General features: G+C 65.8%; 16 protein-coding genes. 14 read left to right on the top strand and 2 right to left on the bottom strand.

What is annotated here, in order from left to right; genetic code table 11:
* Positions 1 to 34: 34 nt before the first annotated feature.
* The 8 genes from ACFW16_RS22675 (at position 35) to ACFW16_RS22710 (ending at position 8,324) form a co-directional block, all read left to right on the top strand.
* Entirely contained in the window at positions 35 to 1,126 is a 1,092-nt protein-coding gene (locus ACFW16_RS22675; RefSeq protein ID WP_380309239.1) for an ABC transporter ATP-binding protein, read from the top strand.
* Between the two features lie 56 nt (positions 1,127 to 1,182).
* Positions 1,183 to 2,616, top strand: a complete 1,434-nt coding sequence (locus tag ACFW16_RS22680) for an ABC transporter substrate-binding protein (RefSeq protein WP_380309241.1) — start codon at positions 1,183 to 1,185, stop codon at positions 2,614 to 2,616.
* 94 nt (positions 2,617 to 2,710) lie between these two features.
* A complete protein-coding gene (locus tag ACFW16_RS22685; RefSeq protein ID WP_380309243.1) occupies positions 2,711 to 3,787 on the top strand; it encodes a carbohydrate ABC transporter permease in 1,077 nt (358 codons plus the stop codon).
* Positions 3,788 to 3,789: 2 nt separating this feature from the next.
* A complete protein-coding gene (locus ACFW16_RS22690) occupies positions 3,790 to 4,734 on the top strand; it encodes a carbohydrate ABC transporter permease (protein WP_380309245.1) in 945 nt (314 codons plus the stop codon).
* A gap of 2 nt (positions 4,735 to 4,736) precedes the next feature.
* Complete coding sequence (locus tag ACFW16_RS22695; protein ID WP_380309248.1) at positions 4,737 to 5,825, top strand: ABC transporter ATP-binding protein; 1,089 nt, start codon at positions 4,737 to 4,739, stop codon at positions 5,823 to 5,825.
* A complete protein-coding gene (locus ACFW16_RS22700) occupies positions 5,822 to 6,322 on the top strand; it encodes a hypothetical protein (RefSeq protein ID WP_380309250.1) in 501 nt (166 codons plus the stop codon). Before ACFW16_RS22695 ends, ACFW16_RS22700 begins: the two co-directional genes overlap by 4 nt.
* 3 nt (positions 6,323 to 6,325) lie before the next feature.
* Positions 6,326 to 7,087: a type 1 glutamine amidotransferase domain-containing protein gene (locus ACFW16_RS22705; protein WP_380309252.1), complete on the top strand. Its 762-nt coding sequence runs from the start codon at positions 6,326 to 6,328 to the stop codon at positions 7,085 to 7,087.
* A gap of 385 nt (positions 7,088 to 7,472) precedes the next feature.
* Positions 7,473 to 8,324 carry a sugar phosphate isomerase/epimerase family protein gene (locus ACFW16_RS22710; protein WP_380309254.1) on the top strand — a complete coding sequence of 284 codons (852 nt, stop codon included), beginning with the start codon at positions 7,473 to 7,475 and terminating at the stop codon, positions 8,322 to 8,324.
* 203 nt (positions 8,325 to 8,527) lie between these two features.
* Here the strand turns inward: ACFW16_RS22710 and ACFW16_RS22715 are convergent, their stop codons facing one another.
* Entirely contained in the window at positions 8,528 to 9,466 is a 939-nt protein-coding gene (locus tag ACFW16_RS22715; protein WP_380309256.1) for an ArsR/SmtB family transcription factor, read from the bottom strand.
* Between the two features lie 147 nt (positions 9,467 to 9,613).
* Between ACFW16_RS22715 and ACFW16_RS22720 the strand changes: the two genes are divergently transcribed.
* The 6 genes from ACFW16_RS22720 to ACFW16_RS22745 all read left to right on the top strand — a co-directional run bounded on the left by ACFW16_RS22720 (position 9,614) and on the right by ACFW16_RS22745 (position 16,879).
* Positions 9,614 to 11,509: an ABC transporter substrate-binding protein gene (locus tag ACFW16_RS22720; protein WP_380309258.1), complete on the top strand. Its 1,896-nt coding sequence runs from the start codon at positions 9,614 to 9,616 to the stop codon at positions 11,507 to 11,509.
* Between the two features lie 67 nt (positions 11,510 to 11,576).
* Positions 11,577 to 12,581, top strand: coding sequence for an ABC transporter permease (locus ACFW16_RS22725; protein ID WP_380309260.1), 1,005 nt, complete (start codon positions 11,577 to 11,579; stop codon positions 12,579 to 12,581).
* Positions 12,581 to 13,450: an ABC transporter permease gene (locus ACFW16_RS22730; RefSeq protein ID WP_380309262.1), complete on the top strand. Its 870-nt coding sequence runs from the start codon at positions 12,581 to 12,583 to the stop codon at positions 13,448 to 13,450. The genes ACFW16_RS22725 and ACFW16_RS22730 overlap by 1 nt, the downstream gene beginning before the upstream one ends.
* Complete coding sequence (locus ACFW16_RS22735; RefSeq protein ID WP_380309264.1) at positions 13,447 to 14,457, top strand: ABC transporter ATP-binding protein; 1,011 nt, start codon at positions 13,447 to 13,449, stop codon at positions 14,455 to 14,457. Before ACFW16_RS22730 ends, ACFW16_RS22735 begins: the two co-directional genes overlap by 4 nt.
* Positions 14,454 to 15,299, top strand: a complete 846-nt coding sequence (locus ACFW16_RS22740; protein ID WP_380309266.1) for an ABC transporter ATP-binding protein — start codon at positions 14,454 to 14,456, stop codon at positions 15,297 to 15,299. The genes ACFW16_RS22735 and ACFW16_RS22740 overlap by 4 nt, the downstream gene beginning before the upstream one ends.
* A gap of 29 nt (positions 15,300 to 15,328) precedes the next feature.
* Positions 15,329 to 16,879: an alpha-N-arabinofuranosidase gene (locus tag ACFW16_RS22745; protein WP_380309268.1), complete on the top strand. Its 1,551-nt coding sequence runs from the start codon at positions 15,329 to 15,331 to the stop codon at positions 16,877 to 16,879.
* 169 nt (positions 16,880 to 17,048) lie between these two features.
* Here the strand turns inward: ACFW16_RS22745 and ACFW16_RS22750 are convergent, their stop codons facing one another.
* Positions 17,049 to 17,807: a TetR/AcrR family transcriptional regulator gene (locus ACFW16_RS22750; protein ID WP_380309270.1), complete on the bottom strand. Its 759-nt coding sequence runs from the start codon at positions 17,805 to 17,807 to the stop codon at positions 17,049 to 17,051.
* Between the last annotated feature and the right edge of the window lie 39 nt (positions 17,808 to 17,846).

Below are 17,846 nucleotides of genomic sequence, written 5' to 3' on the forward strand. Positions count from 1 at the left end.
CCGTGATACGCTGGCGGTCAAGGGAGGGGTAGCGATGGGACAGGTCGACGCCTGCGCGCTGAGCCTGACGAATGTCAGCAAATCCTACGGCCGCGTCACAGCCCTGCACAACCTGTCGTTCAGCGTCGCGGAAAGCCGCTTCTTCGTGCTGTTCGGGCCCAGCTCGGTCGGCAAGACGACGACGCTCCGCATGATCGCCGGTCTCGTCGCGCCGGACCGGGGCCGCGTCGAGATCTTCGGCCGGGATTGGACGCACGAGCCGATCGCGGGACGCGGCGTGTCGATGGTGTTCCAGTCCTTCGCGCTCTATCCGCATCTCACCGTCCACGAGAACCTGGCCTATCCGCTGCGCGAGGCCGGGGTGGGGCGGGAGGAGATCGGCCGCCGTGTCCGCGAGACCGCGGCGATGCTCCGGCTCGACACGAAGATCGACCGCAAGCCCGGCACGCTTTCGGGCGGCGAACAGCAGCGGGTCGCGCTCGGCCGGTCCCTGATCCGGCGCCCCCGGATCCTGCTGCTGGACGAACCCCTGACCAACCTCGATGCCAAGCTGAGGCACGAGATGCGCGCCGAGCTCAAGCGGCTGCACCGCCAGTTCGGACTGACGATCGTCTATGCGACGCCCGACGAGCTCGAGGCGCTGTCGATGGGCGAGGAGATCGCCGTGCTGCGGGACGGCGGCGTCGTGCAGACCGGGACGCCGGACGAGCTCTACGAAGCACCGCGCGACCTGTATGTGGCCGGCAAGATCGGCTCGCCCGCCATGAACATGGTCAAGGGCACGCTGGCCCGCGACGGCACCGCCGTCGAATCCGCGATCGGCCTCCTGCCATGCCCGCGCAGACTGAGCACCGCGGAAGCGGGAGAGGCGGCCGTGGTGGGCATCCGGCCGAGCGACATCCGCCTGGCGACCGGCGGCGAAGGCGGTGTGGCGGCGAGCATCGCCATGCTGGAGCCGTTGGGCGACGTCACCGTGATCTCGATGGAGACCGGCGGCGAGACGCTTCGGCTGGTGCTGCCGGAAGCGGCGGCCTCGGGCCTGCTGCCCGGTCAGCAGGCCTCGATCGTTCTCGATCCAAGAAAGCTGCACGTCTTCCGGGCCTCGAACGGGCAGGCGATGACCTGACGCCGAGGCCGGACAAAAACAAAAAAGCCGATAACACATGGGGAGGAGATCTGAGAATGATGGCAACGACGAAGATCAAGGGCGTAGTGGCGGTGGCGGGCCTGGCCGCTTTGCTGATGACGGGCGGGGCCAGGTTTTCCCTGGCCGAAGAGGTCACGCTGTCGATGGCGGTGCCCGACTGGCCGCCGACGCGCGTCATGAAGAAGTTCTTCGACGAGCAGTACAAGCCGAAATCCGGCAACACCGTGAAGCTCGATGTCGACTTCATTCCCTGGCCCGATTTCTACACGCGCGTGAACGCCTCGCTCACCTCCGGTGAGCAGAAATACAACTTCATCGTATCCGACTCGCAGTGGCTGGGCGCCTTCGTCGAAGGCGGCTATTTCCGGAAGATCAACGATCTTCTGGATGCCGATCCCGAGTTCAAGAAAGCGTTCATGGAGATCCATCCCAATCCGCTGAACGCCTACGCGACTTATCCTTACAAGTCCGAGAACTATTACGGCTTCCCGCAGTTTCCCGACGTCCTGGTCACCTACGGGCGCAAGGACGTCCTCTGCGACGAGACCGAGCAGAAGAATTTTACGGCGAAGTACCAGAAGAAGCTGCCCTGCACGGGCGAAGAGATCGACGCGATGACCTGGGATGATTTCAGGAACGTCGGTGAGTTCTTCCGGCGCAAGAAGGGCGAGATGCTGGCCGGCAAGCCCGCCGACGACGACTTCTACGGCATCGCCTTTCAGGCCGGCAAGGCGTACGACTTCTCGTCCATGCAGATCAACGGCCTGATCTGGCAGATGGGCGGCGACATCTGGGACGAAACCCAGGTTCCCAAAGGGCAGGCGGAAGGCGTGGTCAACTCGCCGATCGCGGTGAAGGCCCTCGAGACGTATCTGAGCCTGATCGAGTACATGCCGCCGGTGGCCAGGACCGGCACCATGGACATCTTCAAATCGGACGAGCTGTTCCGTGAAGGCAAGGTCGCCATGAACGTCGACTGGATCGGCCTGGGCGAAGCCTCGCTCGACCCGAAGACCTCGAAGGTCGCGGACAAGCTGGTGTTCGGCCTGATGCCGGGAACCATCGGGGCCGACGGCAAGATGGTCCGCTGGTCCAACATCGGCGGGCAGCCCTTCGTGCTGACCACCTGGACGACCGACGTCCAGATCAAGGAGGCCGTGGAGTTCGTGAAGTGGTGGCTGTCCTCGGACGTCCAGCACCAGTTCGCGGCGGCTGGCGGCCAGTCGGCGATCAAGTCGGTGTATTCGGATCCCAAATACGTGACCTATCGCCCGTGGAACCGGGCATGGGCCCCGTCGCTGGACTGGCAGAAGGACGTGTGGCACGTGCCCCAGTTCTTCGAACTGCTGACTCAGCAGCAGGATCAGTTCGATCTCGCGATCACCGGCAAGCAGGACGCCAAGGCGACCTTGGACAACATCGCCAAGTTCCAGCAGAACCTGCTGACCGAAGCGGGCCTGATCCAATGATGTGACGAGGCCGCTGCCGCCGGCCGGCGGCAGCGATCCCGAGCCGGGGCCGGTGTGCCGGACCCGCCAAGCAGAACCGCGATCGAGAGCGCCCATGTCCGTGACCCCCATCATGTCGGCTCCCGGGGCCCGAACGTCGCCGGCATTTTCGCATATCGCCGCCGACAACTGGCGGCTGGCCATCGTCGTCGGCGTCGTCGTCTCCGTGGCTGCGGCGGCGGCGCTGCCCGCGGCCATCGCCTTCTGGATCGTCGGCGCCATGGCGGCGCTGGTCGCCGCGGCGTTCGCGGTCAACGCCTATCGCCGCCGCTACTATGGCGGGCTGCTGGTGGCGCCGGCCATCGCCGTGCTGTTCACGATGAACATCTTCCCGCTGCTGTGGTCGCTGGGGCTTTCGTTCTTTGCCTATCAGTCGAACCAGCAGTCGATCCGGTTCGTCGGGCTCGGCAACTATATCAAGGTGCTGACCAACGACATCGCCGCGGCGGACAACTGGCACGCCCTGACCAACACGGCCATGTTCGTCGTGCTCACGGTCGCGGCCCAGATGATCGTCGGCTTCCTGCTGGCCATGCTGTTCGCCAAGCAGTTCCCTCTGCGCAAGTATCTCCTGATCCTGGTATTGGCGCCGATGATGCTGTCGGTCGTCGCTTCGGGCGTGTTCTTCACCTACTACTACGACCCGACCTTCGGCATCCTCAGCTATGTGATGAACAGCATCGCCGACGGCCAGTTCATCCTGATGGACAGCAAGGCGGGCGCGGTGGGGGGCATCGTCTTCGCCGACGCCTGGATGTGGTCGCCCTTCGTCATGCTGCTGGTGCTGGCCGGGCTCGTATCCGTGCCGAAATATCTCTACGAGGCGGCCGCCATCGACCGCGTCTCCGCTTGGCGGCGCTTCTGGACCATCACCTTCCCCTATATCCGCGGGCTGCTGATGCTGGCGCTGCTGTTCCGCACCATCGAGGCGTTCAAGCTGGCCGACCTCGTCATCCTCCTGACCAAGGGCGGCAACGACACGATGACGATCTCGTACCACCTGATCCGGATCGCCAACGAGCAGAACAAGACCAGCGAAGGCGCTGCGATCTCCTACATCATGCTGTTCATGGTGATCGTCCTCACCAACCTCTACCTCTATCTCGCCAATCGCCGGAACGGGGAGAGCTGACCATGGTCTCCGGCCCGTCCATCTGGGAACGCATCGGTTTCCGCCGGAGCCACGGCGTCGCGGAGGCCGGCTGGGGACGCACCCTGGTCGTGGCCGGCGTCAGCCTGGTCTACTTCCTGCCGGTGCTGTTCATCATCTTCACCGCGATCAAGCCGCAGGAGCTGGCGCTGTCGGTGCCGCCGACGCTGTCGCCGACCGCGCTGTTCGGCCTCATCCCCGACCGCTTCGTCTTCACCCCGACCTTGGAGAATTTCGGCTCGGTGTTCTCGCGCGTGATGACGGCCGGCGGGCAGCCGGAGGCGACCGGCTTCGACCGCTTCTTCTTCAACTCGATCGTGATCGCGTCGGTCTCGGTCCTGCTCGCCCTCGTCCTCGGCACGCTCGCGGCCTACGGCTTCTCGCGCTACCCGCTCAAGGGCAACGACACCTACCTCTTCATCATCCTGACCACGCGGATGCTGCCGGCCATCGTCGTCATCATTCCGGTGATCCTGATGTTCCGCGCCGTCGGCCTGTCCGGGTCCTATCCCGGCATCATCCTGCTCTACACCGCCTTCAACCTCGCCTTCACCATCTGGATGATGAAGAGCTTCTTCGACGAGCTCTCGACCGATGTCGAGGATGCCGCCCGCATCGACGGCTCGTCCGAGGTCAAGGTGTTCTGGAAGATCTGCCTGCCGCAGGTCGTCGCCGGCCTGGCCGCGACCTTCGTGTTCGGGCTGATCCTGACCTGGAACGAGTTCCTGTTCGCGCTGCTCCTGACCGGCGCCGACACGCGCACCGTGCCGGTGGCGATGAACCAGGCCGTCTCCTCCGGCGGCCGCGGCACCGACTGGACGCTGCTGGCCGCGATCGAGACGCTGTTCCTGATCCCGGTCTTCCTCGTCACCTTCTTCCTGCAGAACCACCTGCTGCGCGGCGTCACCTTCGGCACGGTCAGGAAATAGCGATGTCGACCATCGAGATCCGCGGGATCACCAAGGCCTTCGGTCCGTTCGTCGCGGTCCGGGACGCCGACCTGTCGGTCGCGGCGGGCGAGGTCGTCTGCCTGCTCGGCCCGTCGGGCTGCGGCAAGACCACGACGCTGCGCATGATCGCGGGGCTGGAGCGCGCCACGGCGGGCGACATCGTGATCGCGGGGCAGCGCATGAACGAGCTGTCGCCGCAGAAGCGCAACATCGCCATGGTCTTCCAGTTCTATGCGCTGTATCCGGCGCTGACGGTCGGCGAGAACATCGCGATGCCGCTGCACCGCGAAGGCATCGGCAAGGCGGAGGTCGCCGCCCGGGTCGGCAAGGTGGCCGACATCCTGCATCTGCGCGATGTCCTGGACCGGATGCCGGGGCAGGTCTCCGAAGGGGAGAAGCAGCGCGTCGCCGTCGCGCGCGCCATCGTGCGCGATCCCAACTGCTTCCTGTTCGACGAGCCGCTGTCGCGGCTGGATGTGGAGCTGCGCCACGCCATGCGCGGCCAGATCAAGGCGGTGCTGTCGAACCTGTCCAAGGCCACGGTCATCGTCACCCACGACCAGCTCGAAGCCCTGACCATGGCGGATCGGATCGCGATCATGCGCGACGGCATGATCGAGCAGGTGGGCAGCCCGCACGAGGTCTTCGCCAGGCCGGCCAATGTCTTCGTCGCCAGCTTCATCGGCACGCCGCAGATGAACCTGATCGAGGCGGAGCTCAAGGGCTATGGTGGCGGCAAGGCGACGGTCACCTTCGACCAGCAGGACGTCGATCTCCCCGCGAACCCCGCCGTCGCCGCCCTGGGGCCGGGACGGGTCACGGTCGGCGTGCGCCCGCGCGCCTTCACCGTCGTGCCCGAGGACACCGCCGGCACGATCGACGCCATGACCGAGCTGATCGAGCCGATGGGCGCCGAGATGCTCATCCATGCGCGGACCAAGGCCGGCGGCGACATCCGGGTGGTCGTGCCGCGCGACAGGAAGGTGAAGATCGGCGAGCCGCTCCACCTGATTCCGGATCCCATGCAGACCCACATCTTCGCCGCGGACGGCAAGGCGGTCCGCGCATGAGCCGGCATGATCGAGGCAATGGCGGGCTGTCGTCCGCAGGCGCGCGCAGGCTGGAATACGCGATCATCGGGCTCGGCGTCGCGGCGCTGCTGCTGATCTTCCAGCCCTTCAATATTGCGTTGTTCACGGCCGGGGGCGTCATCGTCATCGTGGCGGCGCTGGCGAACAACCTGCTGCCGCTGGCGCAGCCCGGCATCCCGAAACGGTCCGTGGTGAAGGCGGCGATGATCGTCGCCATGATCTTCTGTCTCACCCTGCTGGTCGCGATCGCCGCCGCGCATCTCTACGGCCAGTTCTTCCTGAAGCCGCCGGATCCCAGCACCGTCACCGGCAAGGCCCAACTGGCCGCCAAGCCCTGGTACATGCACGGCTTCACCTGGACGGTCGCGGTCATCGCCTGCGTCCTGGCCGGCGTGCTGATGCTGCAGGGGCGCTGGCGCACCGGCAGCGAGGAAGGATCCGGCGAGCACAATCCCTCAACATCTCCAGGAGAGTGAACAATGAGCCTTCATCAAGCCGCCCTCGTCCAGCGGATGCAGCAGCTGATGTCCACATCTCCGGTTCCCTCCATCTCGACAGAGCTGCTGGTCACGGCGGATGGCGAGCTGAACCGGGAGCTCAACAGCTTCCTGTTCGACCCACCCTCGGATCCGACCCTGCTGAAGGGCAAGCGGATCGCCATCTGCTGCACCAACGGCGTGGAGGAGGTGGAGATCCTGGGCGCCCAGCGCTGGCTGACGGAGCACGGGGCCACGGTCCACATCGTCTCGCCGCGCATCGGCGAATTCGATCCGACGCTGGGGCTGCGCTTCCCGCCGCAATGCGCCACCCATGTCCTCGCCATCCGCCTGATGGAGAATGCGGGCTGGCTGAAGATCGACCGCTACACCGACGAGGCCAAGGCCGCGGATTACGACGCCGTCCTGTTGCCCGGCGGCTGCTGGAACCCCGATGCGCTGCGCATGGACAAGCCCACCCTGGCCTTCGTGCGCGCCATGGATGAAGCCGGCAAGCCGACCACCGCAATCTGCCATGGCCAATGGGTGATGGTCAGCGCCAAAATCCTCAAGGGCAAGCGCGCCACCGCGGTGTGGAACATCCAGATCGACCTCGAGAATGCCGGCGCCGTCGTGCTCGACGAACCCTGCGTGGTCGACGGCAACCTGATCACCGCGCGCTTCCCCTACGACCTGCCGCGGCTGGTCCAGGCCATGGTGCAGCAGCTGCTGGCCGCGAAGGGCGAGGCGTCGGCGGCGCAGTGAGCGCGGATCTCGCCTGAAGGGAGCGGGCCGACGATCCGCAACGGCCGATGGAGGCTACGGCATTCACACATCGGCCGGCACCGGGTTTGCGAGATCATTGCCTCTCCCGCTTGCGGGAGAGGTCGGACATCCGAAGGATGTCCGGGTGAGGGGATAGCGGCCTCGCCGAAAGCACAGCTTTGCCAGGGGCGAGTGCATGATCCGCCCCGCTCCTGAAACGCTGGCCCTGGTGTCGCGGTCGAGCCGCCCTCACCCGGTCTCGCTGCGCGAGCCCGACCTCTCCCGCAAGCGGGAGAGGCAACGAACAGGGCCCAACGAGGGTGCGGAAGAGATGTGTGACTTCAGAAGAGATGTGTGACTCCAATAGCCGATGGAGGAGGGGGGCATGAAGTACGGGTTCAACCTGCTGCTCTGGACGGGACACGTCACCGACGAACACGCCCCCCTGCTGAAGGCGCTCCGGGAGACGGGGTATGACAGCATCGAGATCCCGGTCTTCGAAGGCACGGCCGACGACTACGCCCAGCTCGGTGAGCAGCTTGCGGTGCTGGGCTTCGATGTCACGGCCGTGAGCGTGCTGGGGGCAGGGCACAACTGCCTTTCGGACGACCGGGCCGAGCGGGAGGCCGCGCTGGACCGGGCGAAGTGGGTCGTCGACTGCACCAAGGCGCTCGGCGGGTCGATCGTCGCCGGCCCGATGCACTCGCAGCTCGGCCATTTCACGGGCCATGGCCCCACGGCCGAGGAGCGCCGGCGCGGCATCGAATTCAACCGCCGCGCCGGCGACCACGCCCAGCGGCAGGGCGTACGCTTTGCCCTCGAGGCGCTGAACCGCTTCGAATGCTACGTCCTCAACACGATGGAGCAGCTGGCCGACTATCTGGACGAGGTGGACCATCCCGCCGTGAAGGGGATGTACGACACCTTTCACGCCAATATCGAGGAGAAGGACCCGGTCGCCGCCATCGGCACGATCAGCCGCCACATGATCCATGTCCATGTCTCGGAGAATGACCGCGGCACGCCGGGCAAGGGCCATGTGCCGTGGGGCCCTACTTACAAGGCGCTGCGGGACGCGGGCTATGACGGCAGGCTGACGATCGAGGCCTTCGGCCGCGGCGTTCCGGCGCTCGCCGCCGCCACCCGCGTGTGGCGCGACTTCTTCCCCAATGAGGAAGAGGTCTACCGATACGGCTTCGCGCAGATGACGCGGGGCTGGGCCGATGCGGGGTGCTGAGCGATGCGCTTAGGTCTCGCCCGAGAATAAGTGAGCCGATTGATGATCGGACTTCCACCTCAACTGTCATGCCCGGGCTTGACCCGGGCATCCAGAGACTGTCGACATCTTCTGGATTGCCGGGTCAAGCCCGGCAATGACAATAAAAGAATGACGTCCTCTTCCCTGGAGCACGAATTCTCGGACGATGCCTTGCCGGACCGTTACCCCCGCAGGCGCAGGCGCATGACGATGTCCTGATCATGGTTGCCGAAGCCCCGGCCGAAGATGTTGAGGCCACCCGGGTGCTCGGCATTCTCGTCGATGCCGACGCGGAGGCGGATCGCGTGATGGTCGTTCAGGCGGAGCTGCTCCAGCGTCACGTCGGAGGCACGATTGCCATCGACGAACGCCCCCTCATCGGTGACCTGCCAGGTGACGAGCTTGCCGTATTGCGAGCCGGCCAGCTTCCACCATCGCGGCGTATAGCGGCCGCGGATATCGCCGTAGTCGCCCGGCGACGTCCAGGTCGCGACGGCGACATGGTTGATCCACAGCGTGATGTCGGATGGCCAGTCGCTGTTGGTGCCGGGCACCTCCGACGACAGCTCCATGGTGACCTCGAGCTGTTCGATCGCCTTTTCGACCACCTTGGCGTTGTTGGGGAACTTGTATTCGACGAAGCCGCGGCCGAACCAGATCAGGGACGCCTTCATCCGGTTCGGATCGAGAAAGTGATCGGGGACGTCGAGCAGGCCGAGCACGCCGTCCGTCGAGCACAGCCCGCAGGGGGCGCTGACCTCGCAGGTCGTGTAGAGGCCGATCGGCATCGCGACCTCGATGATCCGGTCGTCCTGCAGGGCATCGGGGTCGTCGAGCCGGACCGTGATCTCGTCATAGAGGGCGGAGCAGACCTTCTGCTGTCCTTTGCTCGCCTTCACGGCCTCGGTGCGGATCAGCTCGGCCCGCTCCAGCTTCTGCACGTTGATGGCGACTGTCGACTGCGGCAGCTCCAGCTCGCTGCTGATCTGGTTGACGTTCAACGGCCCGCGCCGCCGGAGAAGCCTGAGCATGGCCAGCCTGACGGGCGAGGCGAGCGCTTCCAGCGCCTCGCTGCCGTCGCCGGCCATCAATGTCAGCAACCGGCGCTGTGGGACGTCCATCGCACGATCATCCTTCGGGAGAAGCGGCACGGTAACGCGACGTTCATATCATCATAAATGATACATATCAAAATGATTGACGCATTCTCTGAATGAGGCTTCACTCCTGCCGAGCCGGCCGCAGAACCGGTCAGAAAGGGAGAGCCTATGCGCGCCATCAAGCTGCTCGTGCTCGCCTTGGCGAGCCTCATCGCAAGCACTGTCGCGGCATCCGCCCAAGCCACGATCTCGGAGCTGCCGCGCCGGGAGACGCTGATCCTCGAAAACCCGGAAGGGACGATCAAGAATCCCGGCTGGTTCAACATCTGGGCCATCAACGCCGGCGGGCAGTACACCGGCCTGCACCAATTGGCCCTCGACACGCTCTGGTACATCGATCCGGAGCGGGGGCTCGACGGCTCCTGGCAGAATTCCCTGGCCGCCGAGAAGCCGATCTACAATGCCGATTTCACGGAAATGACCGTGAAGCTGCGTCCGGGGATCTACTGGAGCGACGGCGTCGAGTTCACCGCCGACGATCTCGTCTACACCGTCGAGACGCAGATCAAGACCCCGGGGATGCGCTGGAGCGCGCTGCTCTCGCTCAACGTCGACAGTGTCAAGGAGGTCGATCCGCAGACCGTCGTCTTCAAGCTGAAGAAGCCGAATTCCCGCTTCCACGCGCTGTTCACCGTGCGCTTCAACGCCATCTGGATGATGCCGAAGCATGTCTTCGAGAAGGCGCCCGACCCGCTGCGGTTCGACTTCAACAAGCCGGTCTCGCTCGGGGCCTACACGCTCAACAGCTACGACCCGGACGGCAAATGGTTCGTCTGGCAACGACGGGACGACTGGCAGCGCACCACGCTCGGCCGCTACGGCGAGCCGGGACCGAAATACGTCGCCTATGTCGACCCTGGTCCGCCGGACAAGCGCGTGATCGCCCAGCTCAACCACGACCTGGATGTGATCCATGACGTCGCGCCCGAGGGCATGTTCACCCTCGCCAAGCAGTCGAAGTCGCTGAAGACCTGGTTCAAGGGCTTCCCCTACGGCCACCCCGATCCGACCCTGCCGGCCGTGATCTTCAACCTGCAGAATCCGGCCTTCCAGAACCATGACGTGCGCTGGGCCCTGGCCCTGCTGATCGACATCCGGGCCGTGGCGATGGCGTCCTACCGCGGGGCCGCGACGATCTCGGCCATCGCCGTCCCGCCGACCGGCACCCATCCGGACGACTACCACAAGCCGATGCAGGAGTGGCTGGCCGCCTTCGAGCTGGACACCGGCAAGGAGAAGATCAAGCCGTATGACCCGACCATGGGGCAGCAGATCGCGACGATGCTGCGGCCGTCCATGGGCGACCAGATCCCGACCGACCCCGCCGAGATCGCGCGCTCCTTCGGCTATGGCTGGTGGAAGCCGAACCCCACGGCCGCGGCCGAGCTGCTCGAGCGGGCCGGCTATGCCAAGCGCGGCAACGCCTGGTACACGCCGGACGGCAAGCCCTTCTCGATCAAGATCATGGTCGAGGGCGACTCCCGCCCGGTGATGACGCGGGCCGGCACCATGATCGCCCAGCAATGGCGCCAGTTCGGCATCGACGCCAAGATCGACGTGGCGCAGGGCACGAACATGCTGGACCGGCGCGGCGCCGGCGATTTCGACACCTTCATCGGCTGGAGTGTCGAGACCTATGGCGGCCACCCCGACCTCGCCTTCTTCCTCGACAGCTGGCATTCCCAGTTCGTGGCGCCGGCCGGCAAGACCCAGTCGCCGCGCAACTGGCAGCGTCTGACCAGCCCGGAACTCGACAAGCTGATCGAGCAGATCCGGACCGTGTCCTTCGAGGACCCGAAGACGGTCGAACTCGGGCGCGACTACGCCAAGTTCATGGTCCGCGAGATGCCGATCATCCCGCTGATGGCCTACAACGTCTTCACGGCCATGGACGAGACCTACTGGACCGGCTACCCGACGGCCGAGGACCCCTACACCGATCCGGTGCCGAACTGGGGCAATTCGCGCCTGATGATGGTGCGGCTCAAGCCGACCCAGCCCTGATCCCCGCGAAAGTCCCGCGGTGCCCGAAAGGCCCGGGTGCCGCGGGCAGCCCGAGGGCCGGAGACATATGAAGCCCTTCCTCGCCTATCTCGCCAAGCGGCTGCTGCAATTCGCGCTGGTCGTCTTCATCGGCGTGAACATCACCTATGTCATCACGCATGCGACGCCGATCGACCCGGTCGAGCAGAGCGTGACCGCGGCGACTTCGTTCGGCGTCACCAGCCCCGAGGCGGTCGAGATGATGCGGGCCTCGCTGCGCCAGCTCTACGGCCTCGAGGGATCGCCGGTCGAGCAGTATCTGTCGTTCTGGCGACGGGTCGTCGTCGGCGATTTCGGTCCGTCGCTGTCCGCCTTCCCGACCCCGGTCTCCACCCTGATCTGGCGGGCCATGCCCTGGACCGTCGGGCTGCTTCTCGCCTCCACCCTGATGACCTGGATCATCGGCAACCTGATCGGCGGGCTCGCCGGCTACTACCGGCGGAACCGCCTGCTGAAGCTGGCCGGGATCGTGTCGATGGGGGTTCATCCGATCCCGTACTACATCGTCGCCTTCGTCTTCCTGATCGTGTTCGGCTTCGTCTGGCCGGTGCTGCCGATCAGCGGCGGCGCCAGCATGAACGTCAATCGCGAGGACGGCTTCGGCTTCGCCCTGGACGTGCTGGTGCATTCCATACTGCCCAGCCTGTCGCTGATGGCGGTCGGCATCGGCGGCTGGTTCATGGGCATGCGGGCGCTGGTGTCCAACATCGTGACCGAGGACTACGTCACCTATGCCGAGCTGGCCGGCGTCGGCCGCCGGCGGATCCTCGGCTCCTATGTCATGCGCAACGCGCTGGGGCCTCAGGTCACCGGCCTCGCGCTCCAACTCGGCGCGATCTTCAACGGCGCGATCATCACCGAGCAGGTGTTCGGCTATCCCGGCCTCGGCTCACTGCTGATCAGCGGGGTTCATGCCGGCGACTACAGCCTGGTGCTCGGCATCACCTCGGTGTCGATCATCGCGGTCTCGGCCGCGGTCCTGGTGATCGACCTCCTGTTTCCGCTGATCGATCCGCGCGTGGAGGTCCGCTGATGCAGTTCCTCGCCATCCTCCGGGACCTCGTCCGCTACAATTTCGAATTCGCCGCGGGCCTGGTCCTGGTGGGGCTCGTGCTCGTCATGGCGCTGCTGTCCTTCGTGTCGCCCTACCCGCCGCTCGACGTCTATGTGGTGGCGCCGGACGTCCCGCCGTCATCGGACTACCTCTTCGGCACGACCTCGCGCGGGCAGGACGTGTTCTGGCAGCTCACCCTCGCGATCCGCAACACGCTCACCTTCGGCATCGTGGTCGCGGTGCTCAGCCGGATCATCGCGCTGCTGGTCGGGCTCGTCGCCGGCTACAAGGGCGGATGGGTCGACCGGGTGCTGATGTCGATCAACGACACCTTCGTCGTCATCCCGCTGTTCCCGATCCTCGTGCTGTTCTACTTCATCATGCGCGACGCGATGAGCTGGGCCATGCTCGCGCTGATCACCGCCGGGCTCGGCTGGGCCTATGACGCGCGGCTGATCCGCGCCATGGCGATGAGCCTGCGGTCCCGCGAATTCACCAACCAGGCCTATTTCTCGGGCGCGAGCACCGGCCGGATCCTGGTGCAGGAACACCTGCCCTTCGTCCTCCCGATCGTGTTCTCCACGACGATGAACAACATCAACTGGTCGATCGGCATCGAGGTCACGCTGTCGGTGCTCGGCTTCACCGACATCAACACCCCGACCGTGGGCGGGATGATCTACTGGGCGAACCAGCACACGGCGCTCGTCGCCGGCGTGTGGTGGTGGATCGCCTTTCCGGTGGCCCTGGTGGTCATGCTCTTCGTCGGGCTGTTCCTGCTCGCGATCTCGATGAACGAATACATCGATCCGCGCAGCCGGCTCGCGCGCATGGGGGGCGGCGCATGAGCCCGGCACCGCTGCTCCAGGTCTCGGGCCTCAAGGCCTACTATCAGATGCGCTTCTTCGGCGTGACCCGGGAGGTGCGGGCCGTCGACGACGTCACCTTCGCCATCCGCCGCAACGAGGTCTACGGCCTGGCCGGGGAATCCAGCTCCGGCAAGACCACGCTGATCAAGACCATCGCCCGCGCGATCCGCCCGCCGCTGAACGTCGTCGGCGGCTCGGTCACCTTCGACTTCAAGGACGGCCGCCGGGACGTCTACGCGATGTCCCCGGCCCAGCTCGACGCGATCCGCTGGAGCCGCCTGTCCTATGTCAGCCAGGGCTCGATGAACGTGCTCAACCCGGTGCGCCGGATCCGGCACAGCTTCGTCGACTTCGCCGCCCGCCACCTCGGCGGCACCCGGCAGGCCTTCTTCGCCGCGGTCTCTGCCCATCTGCGGCGGCTGTCCCTCGACCCGAAGGTGCTCGACGCCTATCCGCACGAGATGTCGGGCGGCATGCGCCAGCGCCTGACCATCGCGCTCGCCACCATCTGCCGGCCCGAATTCATCATCGCCGACGAACCGACCACCGCGCTGGACGTCATCGTTCAGAAGGGCGTGCTGGCCATGCTGCGCGAGGTGCAGCAGGAGATGGGCTCCTCCATCCTGTTCGTCACCCACGACATGGCGGTGCATGCCAATCTGACCGACCGGCTCGGCATCATGTATGCCGGCCGGCTGGTGGAGGAGGGGCCGACCGCGGAAATCTTCCAGCGCCCGTTCCATCCCTATACGGCGCACCTCATCTCCAGCCTGCCCCGGATCGGGGACGAGGTCAGGCAGGCCGGCCTGCCGGGGGCGCCGCCGAACCTGGCCGACCCGCCGGCGGGCTGCCGCTTTCACCCCCGCTGCCCGCTGGCGGTGGGGCGCTGCCGCGAGGCGGCGCCGGCGCTGGAGGAGCTCGAGCCGGGGCACCGCGTCGCTTGCCATGTCGCCAAGGCCAGGGCCGGCGGGGCGGTCCTGGCATGACCACCCTTCTGGAGATCCGGCAGGTCAGCAAGACCTTCAGGTCCGGAGGGCTGTTCGGGCGCCATGTGGTGCACGCCGTCGACAGCGTCGATTTCGCCCTGGCCAGCGAGCGGCCGGAGATCTTCACGATCATCGGCGAGTCCGGCTCGGGCAAGTCGACGCTGGCGCGGATGATCCTGAACAGCGTGTCGCCGAGCGGCGGGTCGATCCAGTTTCGCGGCCGCGATCTCGCGGCCATCCGCAGCCGTCGCGACCGGCTGGCCTTCATGGCCGAGGTGCAGCCGGTGTTCCAGAACCCCTTCGAGGCGTTCAACCCGCTGAAGCGGCTCGACCGCTATTTGTACATGGCGGCGCGCCGCTTCTGCGGCGCCAAAACGCGCGACGATGCCGAGGCCCGGGCGGATGCGGCGCTGCGCAAGGTCGGGCTCACGCTCGCCGAGGTCCGCGGCCGCTTCCCGCACGAGATGTCCGGCGGGCAGCTGCAGCGCGTGGCGATCGCCCGTGCCCTGGTGCCCGAGCCGGCGCTGGTGGTGGCGGACGAGCCGGTCTCGATGATCGACGCGTCGCTGCGCATGACGATCGTCAACATGTTCCGGACGCTGCGCGACGAGTTCGGCGTCTCGATCATCTACATCACCCACGACCTCGCCACCGCCTACACCATCAGCGACCGCCTGATCATCATGGAGAAGGGCAGGGTGGTGGAGAGCGGGCCGGCCCGCGCCGTGCTCGACGCCCCGAGCCACCCCTATTCCATCCGATTGCTGCAGGCGGTGCTGCCCGTCGGCAACGCCTGGCGGGACGAGCGTCCCGCCGAACCCAGGCCCCAGCCGGCGGCCTGACCGTCCTCCCGTCTCTCTCGGAGTCCGACATGCAGACCGTCAAGGTTTCCATCGACCGCAACTTTGCCATCGGCGAGACCGACCCTCGTCTGTTCGGCGCCTTCGTCGAGCATCTCGGGCGCTGCGTCTATGGCGGTCTGTACGAGCCGGGACATCCGAGCGCCGATGCCCAGGGCTTTCGCGGCGACGTGCTCGCACTGGTGCGTGAGCTGGCGCCGACCATCATGCGGTATCCGGGCGGCAATTTCGTCTCGGGCTACAACTGGGAGGACGGCGTCGGGCCGGCCGACAAGCGTCCCCGCCGTCTCGATCTCGCCTGGATGTCGATGGAAACCAATGCCTTCGGCACCAACGAGTTCATCGACTGGTGCCGGGCGGCCGGCATCGAGCCGATGCTCGCGGTCAATCTCGGCACGCGCGACGGCGACGCCGCCCGCCGGTTCCTCGAATACTGCAACTTCCCCGGCGGGACGGAGCTTTCGGATCTTCGTCGTGCCCATGGCTGGCCGGAACCGCACGGTGTCAAGTTCTGGTGCCTCGGCAACGAGATGGACGGCGCTTGGCAGATGGGGACCAAGACGGCGGAAGAATACGGCCGCATCGCCACCGAGGCTGCCAAGCTGATGAAATGGGTCGATCCGTCGATCGAGCTCGCCGCCTGCGGCTCCTCCGGCCGCACCATGCCGACCTTCGGCGCCTGGGAGGACACGGTGCTCGAGCACAGCTTCGAGCATGTCGACTTCATCTCGCTGCACACCTATCTCAACGACTATGCCGGGGACACGCCGGCCTTCCTCGCCAGCTCCGACCTGATGGACTCCTTCATCGACGAGGTCGTCGCCATCGTCGACGCGGTGGCGGCGCGGCGGCGCTCGTCCAAGCGCATCATGCTCAGCTTCGACGAATGGAACGTGTGGTACCGCACGCGCCGGAGAGGTGAGGGGCGGACCAAGCTCGGCTGGCCGGTCGCGCCCGAGATCCTCGAAGAGGTCTACACCATGAAGGATGCGCTGGCCTTCGGCGGGGCCTGCATCTCGCTGCTCAACCACGCCGACCGGGTGCGCTCTGCCTGCCTCGCGCAGCTGGTGAACGCCATCGCGCCGATCATGACGGAAACCGGCGGCCCGGCCTGGCGGCAGACGATCTTCCACCCCTTCGCCCATTTCAGCAATTTCGGCCGCGGGCGGGTCCTGCGCGCGCAGGTGGCCTCGCCGACCTATGCCGCGACCTATCACGATCCTCGCGGCACCGCCGACCTGACCTTCCCACTGCCCGCCGTGCCTTATGTCAAGCTCGCCGCCGTTCACGACGAGGCCGGCCGGGCCGTGACTCTGTTCGTCCTCAACCGCCATCTCGACCAATCGGCCCCGATCGGAATCGACGTGCACGGCTTCGGGGACCTCGAATTGTCGGAGGCGCTGGAAATCCGCGACGACGATCTCTCCGCGACCAATACCAGGGAGACGCCAGACCGCATCACGCCTCGCGCGCTCAATGGCGTGCGGGTCGAGGGCGGGCGGATCGCGGCGACACTCGGGCCTGCGTCCTGGAACGTGATCAGGCTGTCGGCCTCGGCGTGACCACATAGGCGAGGTCCTCGCGGATCGCGAGCTTGTTTGCTTTCTGCCCCGGCTATGCTTGCGTCGCGTTTGTGACGACAGCGCTCAACCTCAGCGAAGCGCGATGGATAGCCGGACGGCGGATGCGGCCTTCCGGGTCGCCAATGTCGATTGCAAGGCGGCGATGAAGTCAGGAGTCGAGTTTGTCGACGTCATAGACGAGATGCAGCGTCTTTCTGCACCACTTCAACAGTATGTCCCGTTCGCGGCCCGAATTGACCTCGGCCGCCGCGGAGAGGCACGCGACCGCCACGTTGTGCTGGAGGCGGGCAAGGGCGCGGGCCTGTTCCGCGGTGACCTTTCGCGCGAACTTCCGTTGCGATGCGACGATGCGATGGAAAACCTCCTGATCATGCCGTCTTTCAAGGTCCGCCAGGTCTCGTGAACTGCTCATCGCGAACCTCAGCTGCCAGTGACCCCGGGAATTTATGGTTTCGTCACGGGACAAGCTTTCAAAGACGGCATCGGCATAGGCTTCCAGCCCCTCGCTTCCGTCAAACCGGGCGTCGATCTCGTCCAAAAGGTTCAGGGTCTGTTCAAGCCACTGCCGGTAGATCTCGTAATATATATCTTCCTTTTTTGAAAAAAACTGATACAGGGTTCCAATGCTGATGTTTGCATTTCTTGCAATATCATTGGTCGTTATCTTGTCGGCAGGGCCGGCGTTGAGCATGGACAGCGTCGTGTCGAGAATGAGACGGACTTTCGCCTTCGATCGGCTCTGCTTGGCGGATTTCCTCCCGACCGCGGGGGGCTCTTCTCCTTCCTGCAACACGACCTCCAGGTTCGCTTCCTGCCCAATGTCCATAGAACAGGACAAGATTTCTTGAGGAATATGGCCGATTTTCTCTGGTCTCGACAGCGGCAGCGCCGCCTGGATGGGCCGCATTGTTAGATCGCAGACTCTCCTCCCGCAACTGGCCTCAAC

The organism is Inquilinus sp. NPDC058860 (genome assembly GCF_042743185.1).
Lineage (GTDB): Bacteria > Pseudomonadota > Alphaproteobacteria > DSM-16000 > Inquilinaceae > Inquilinus.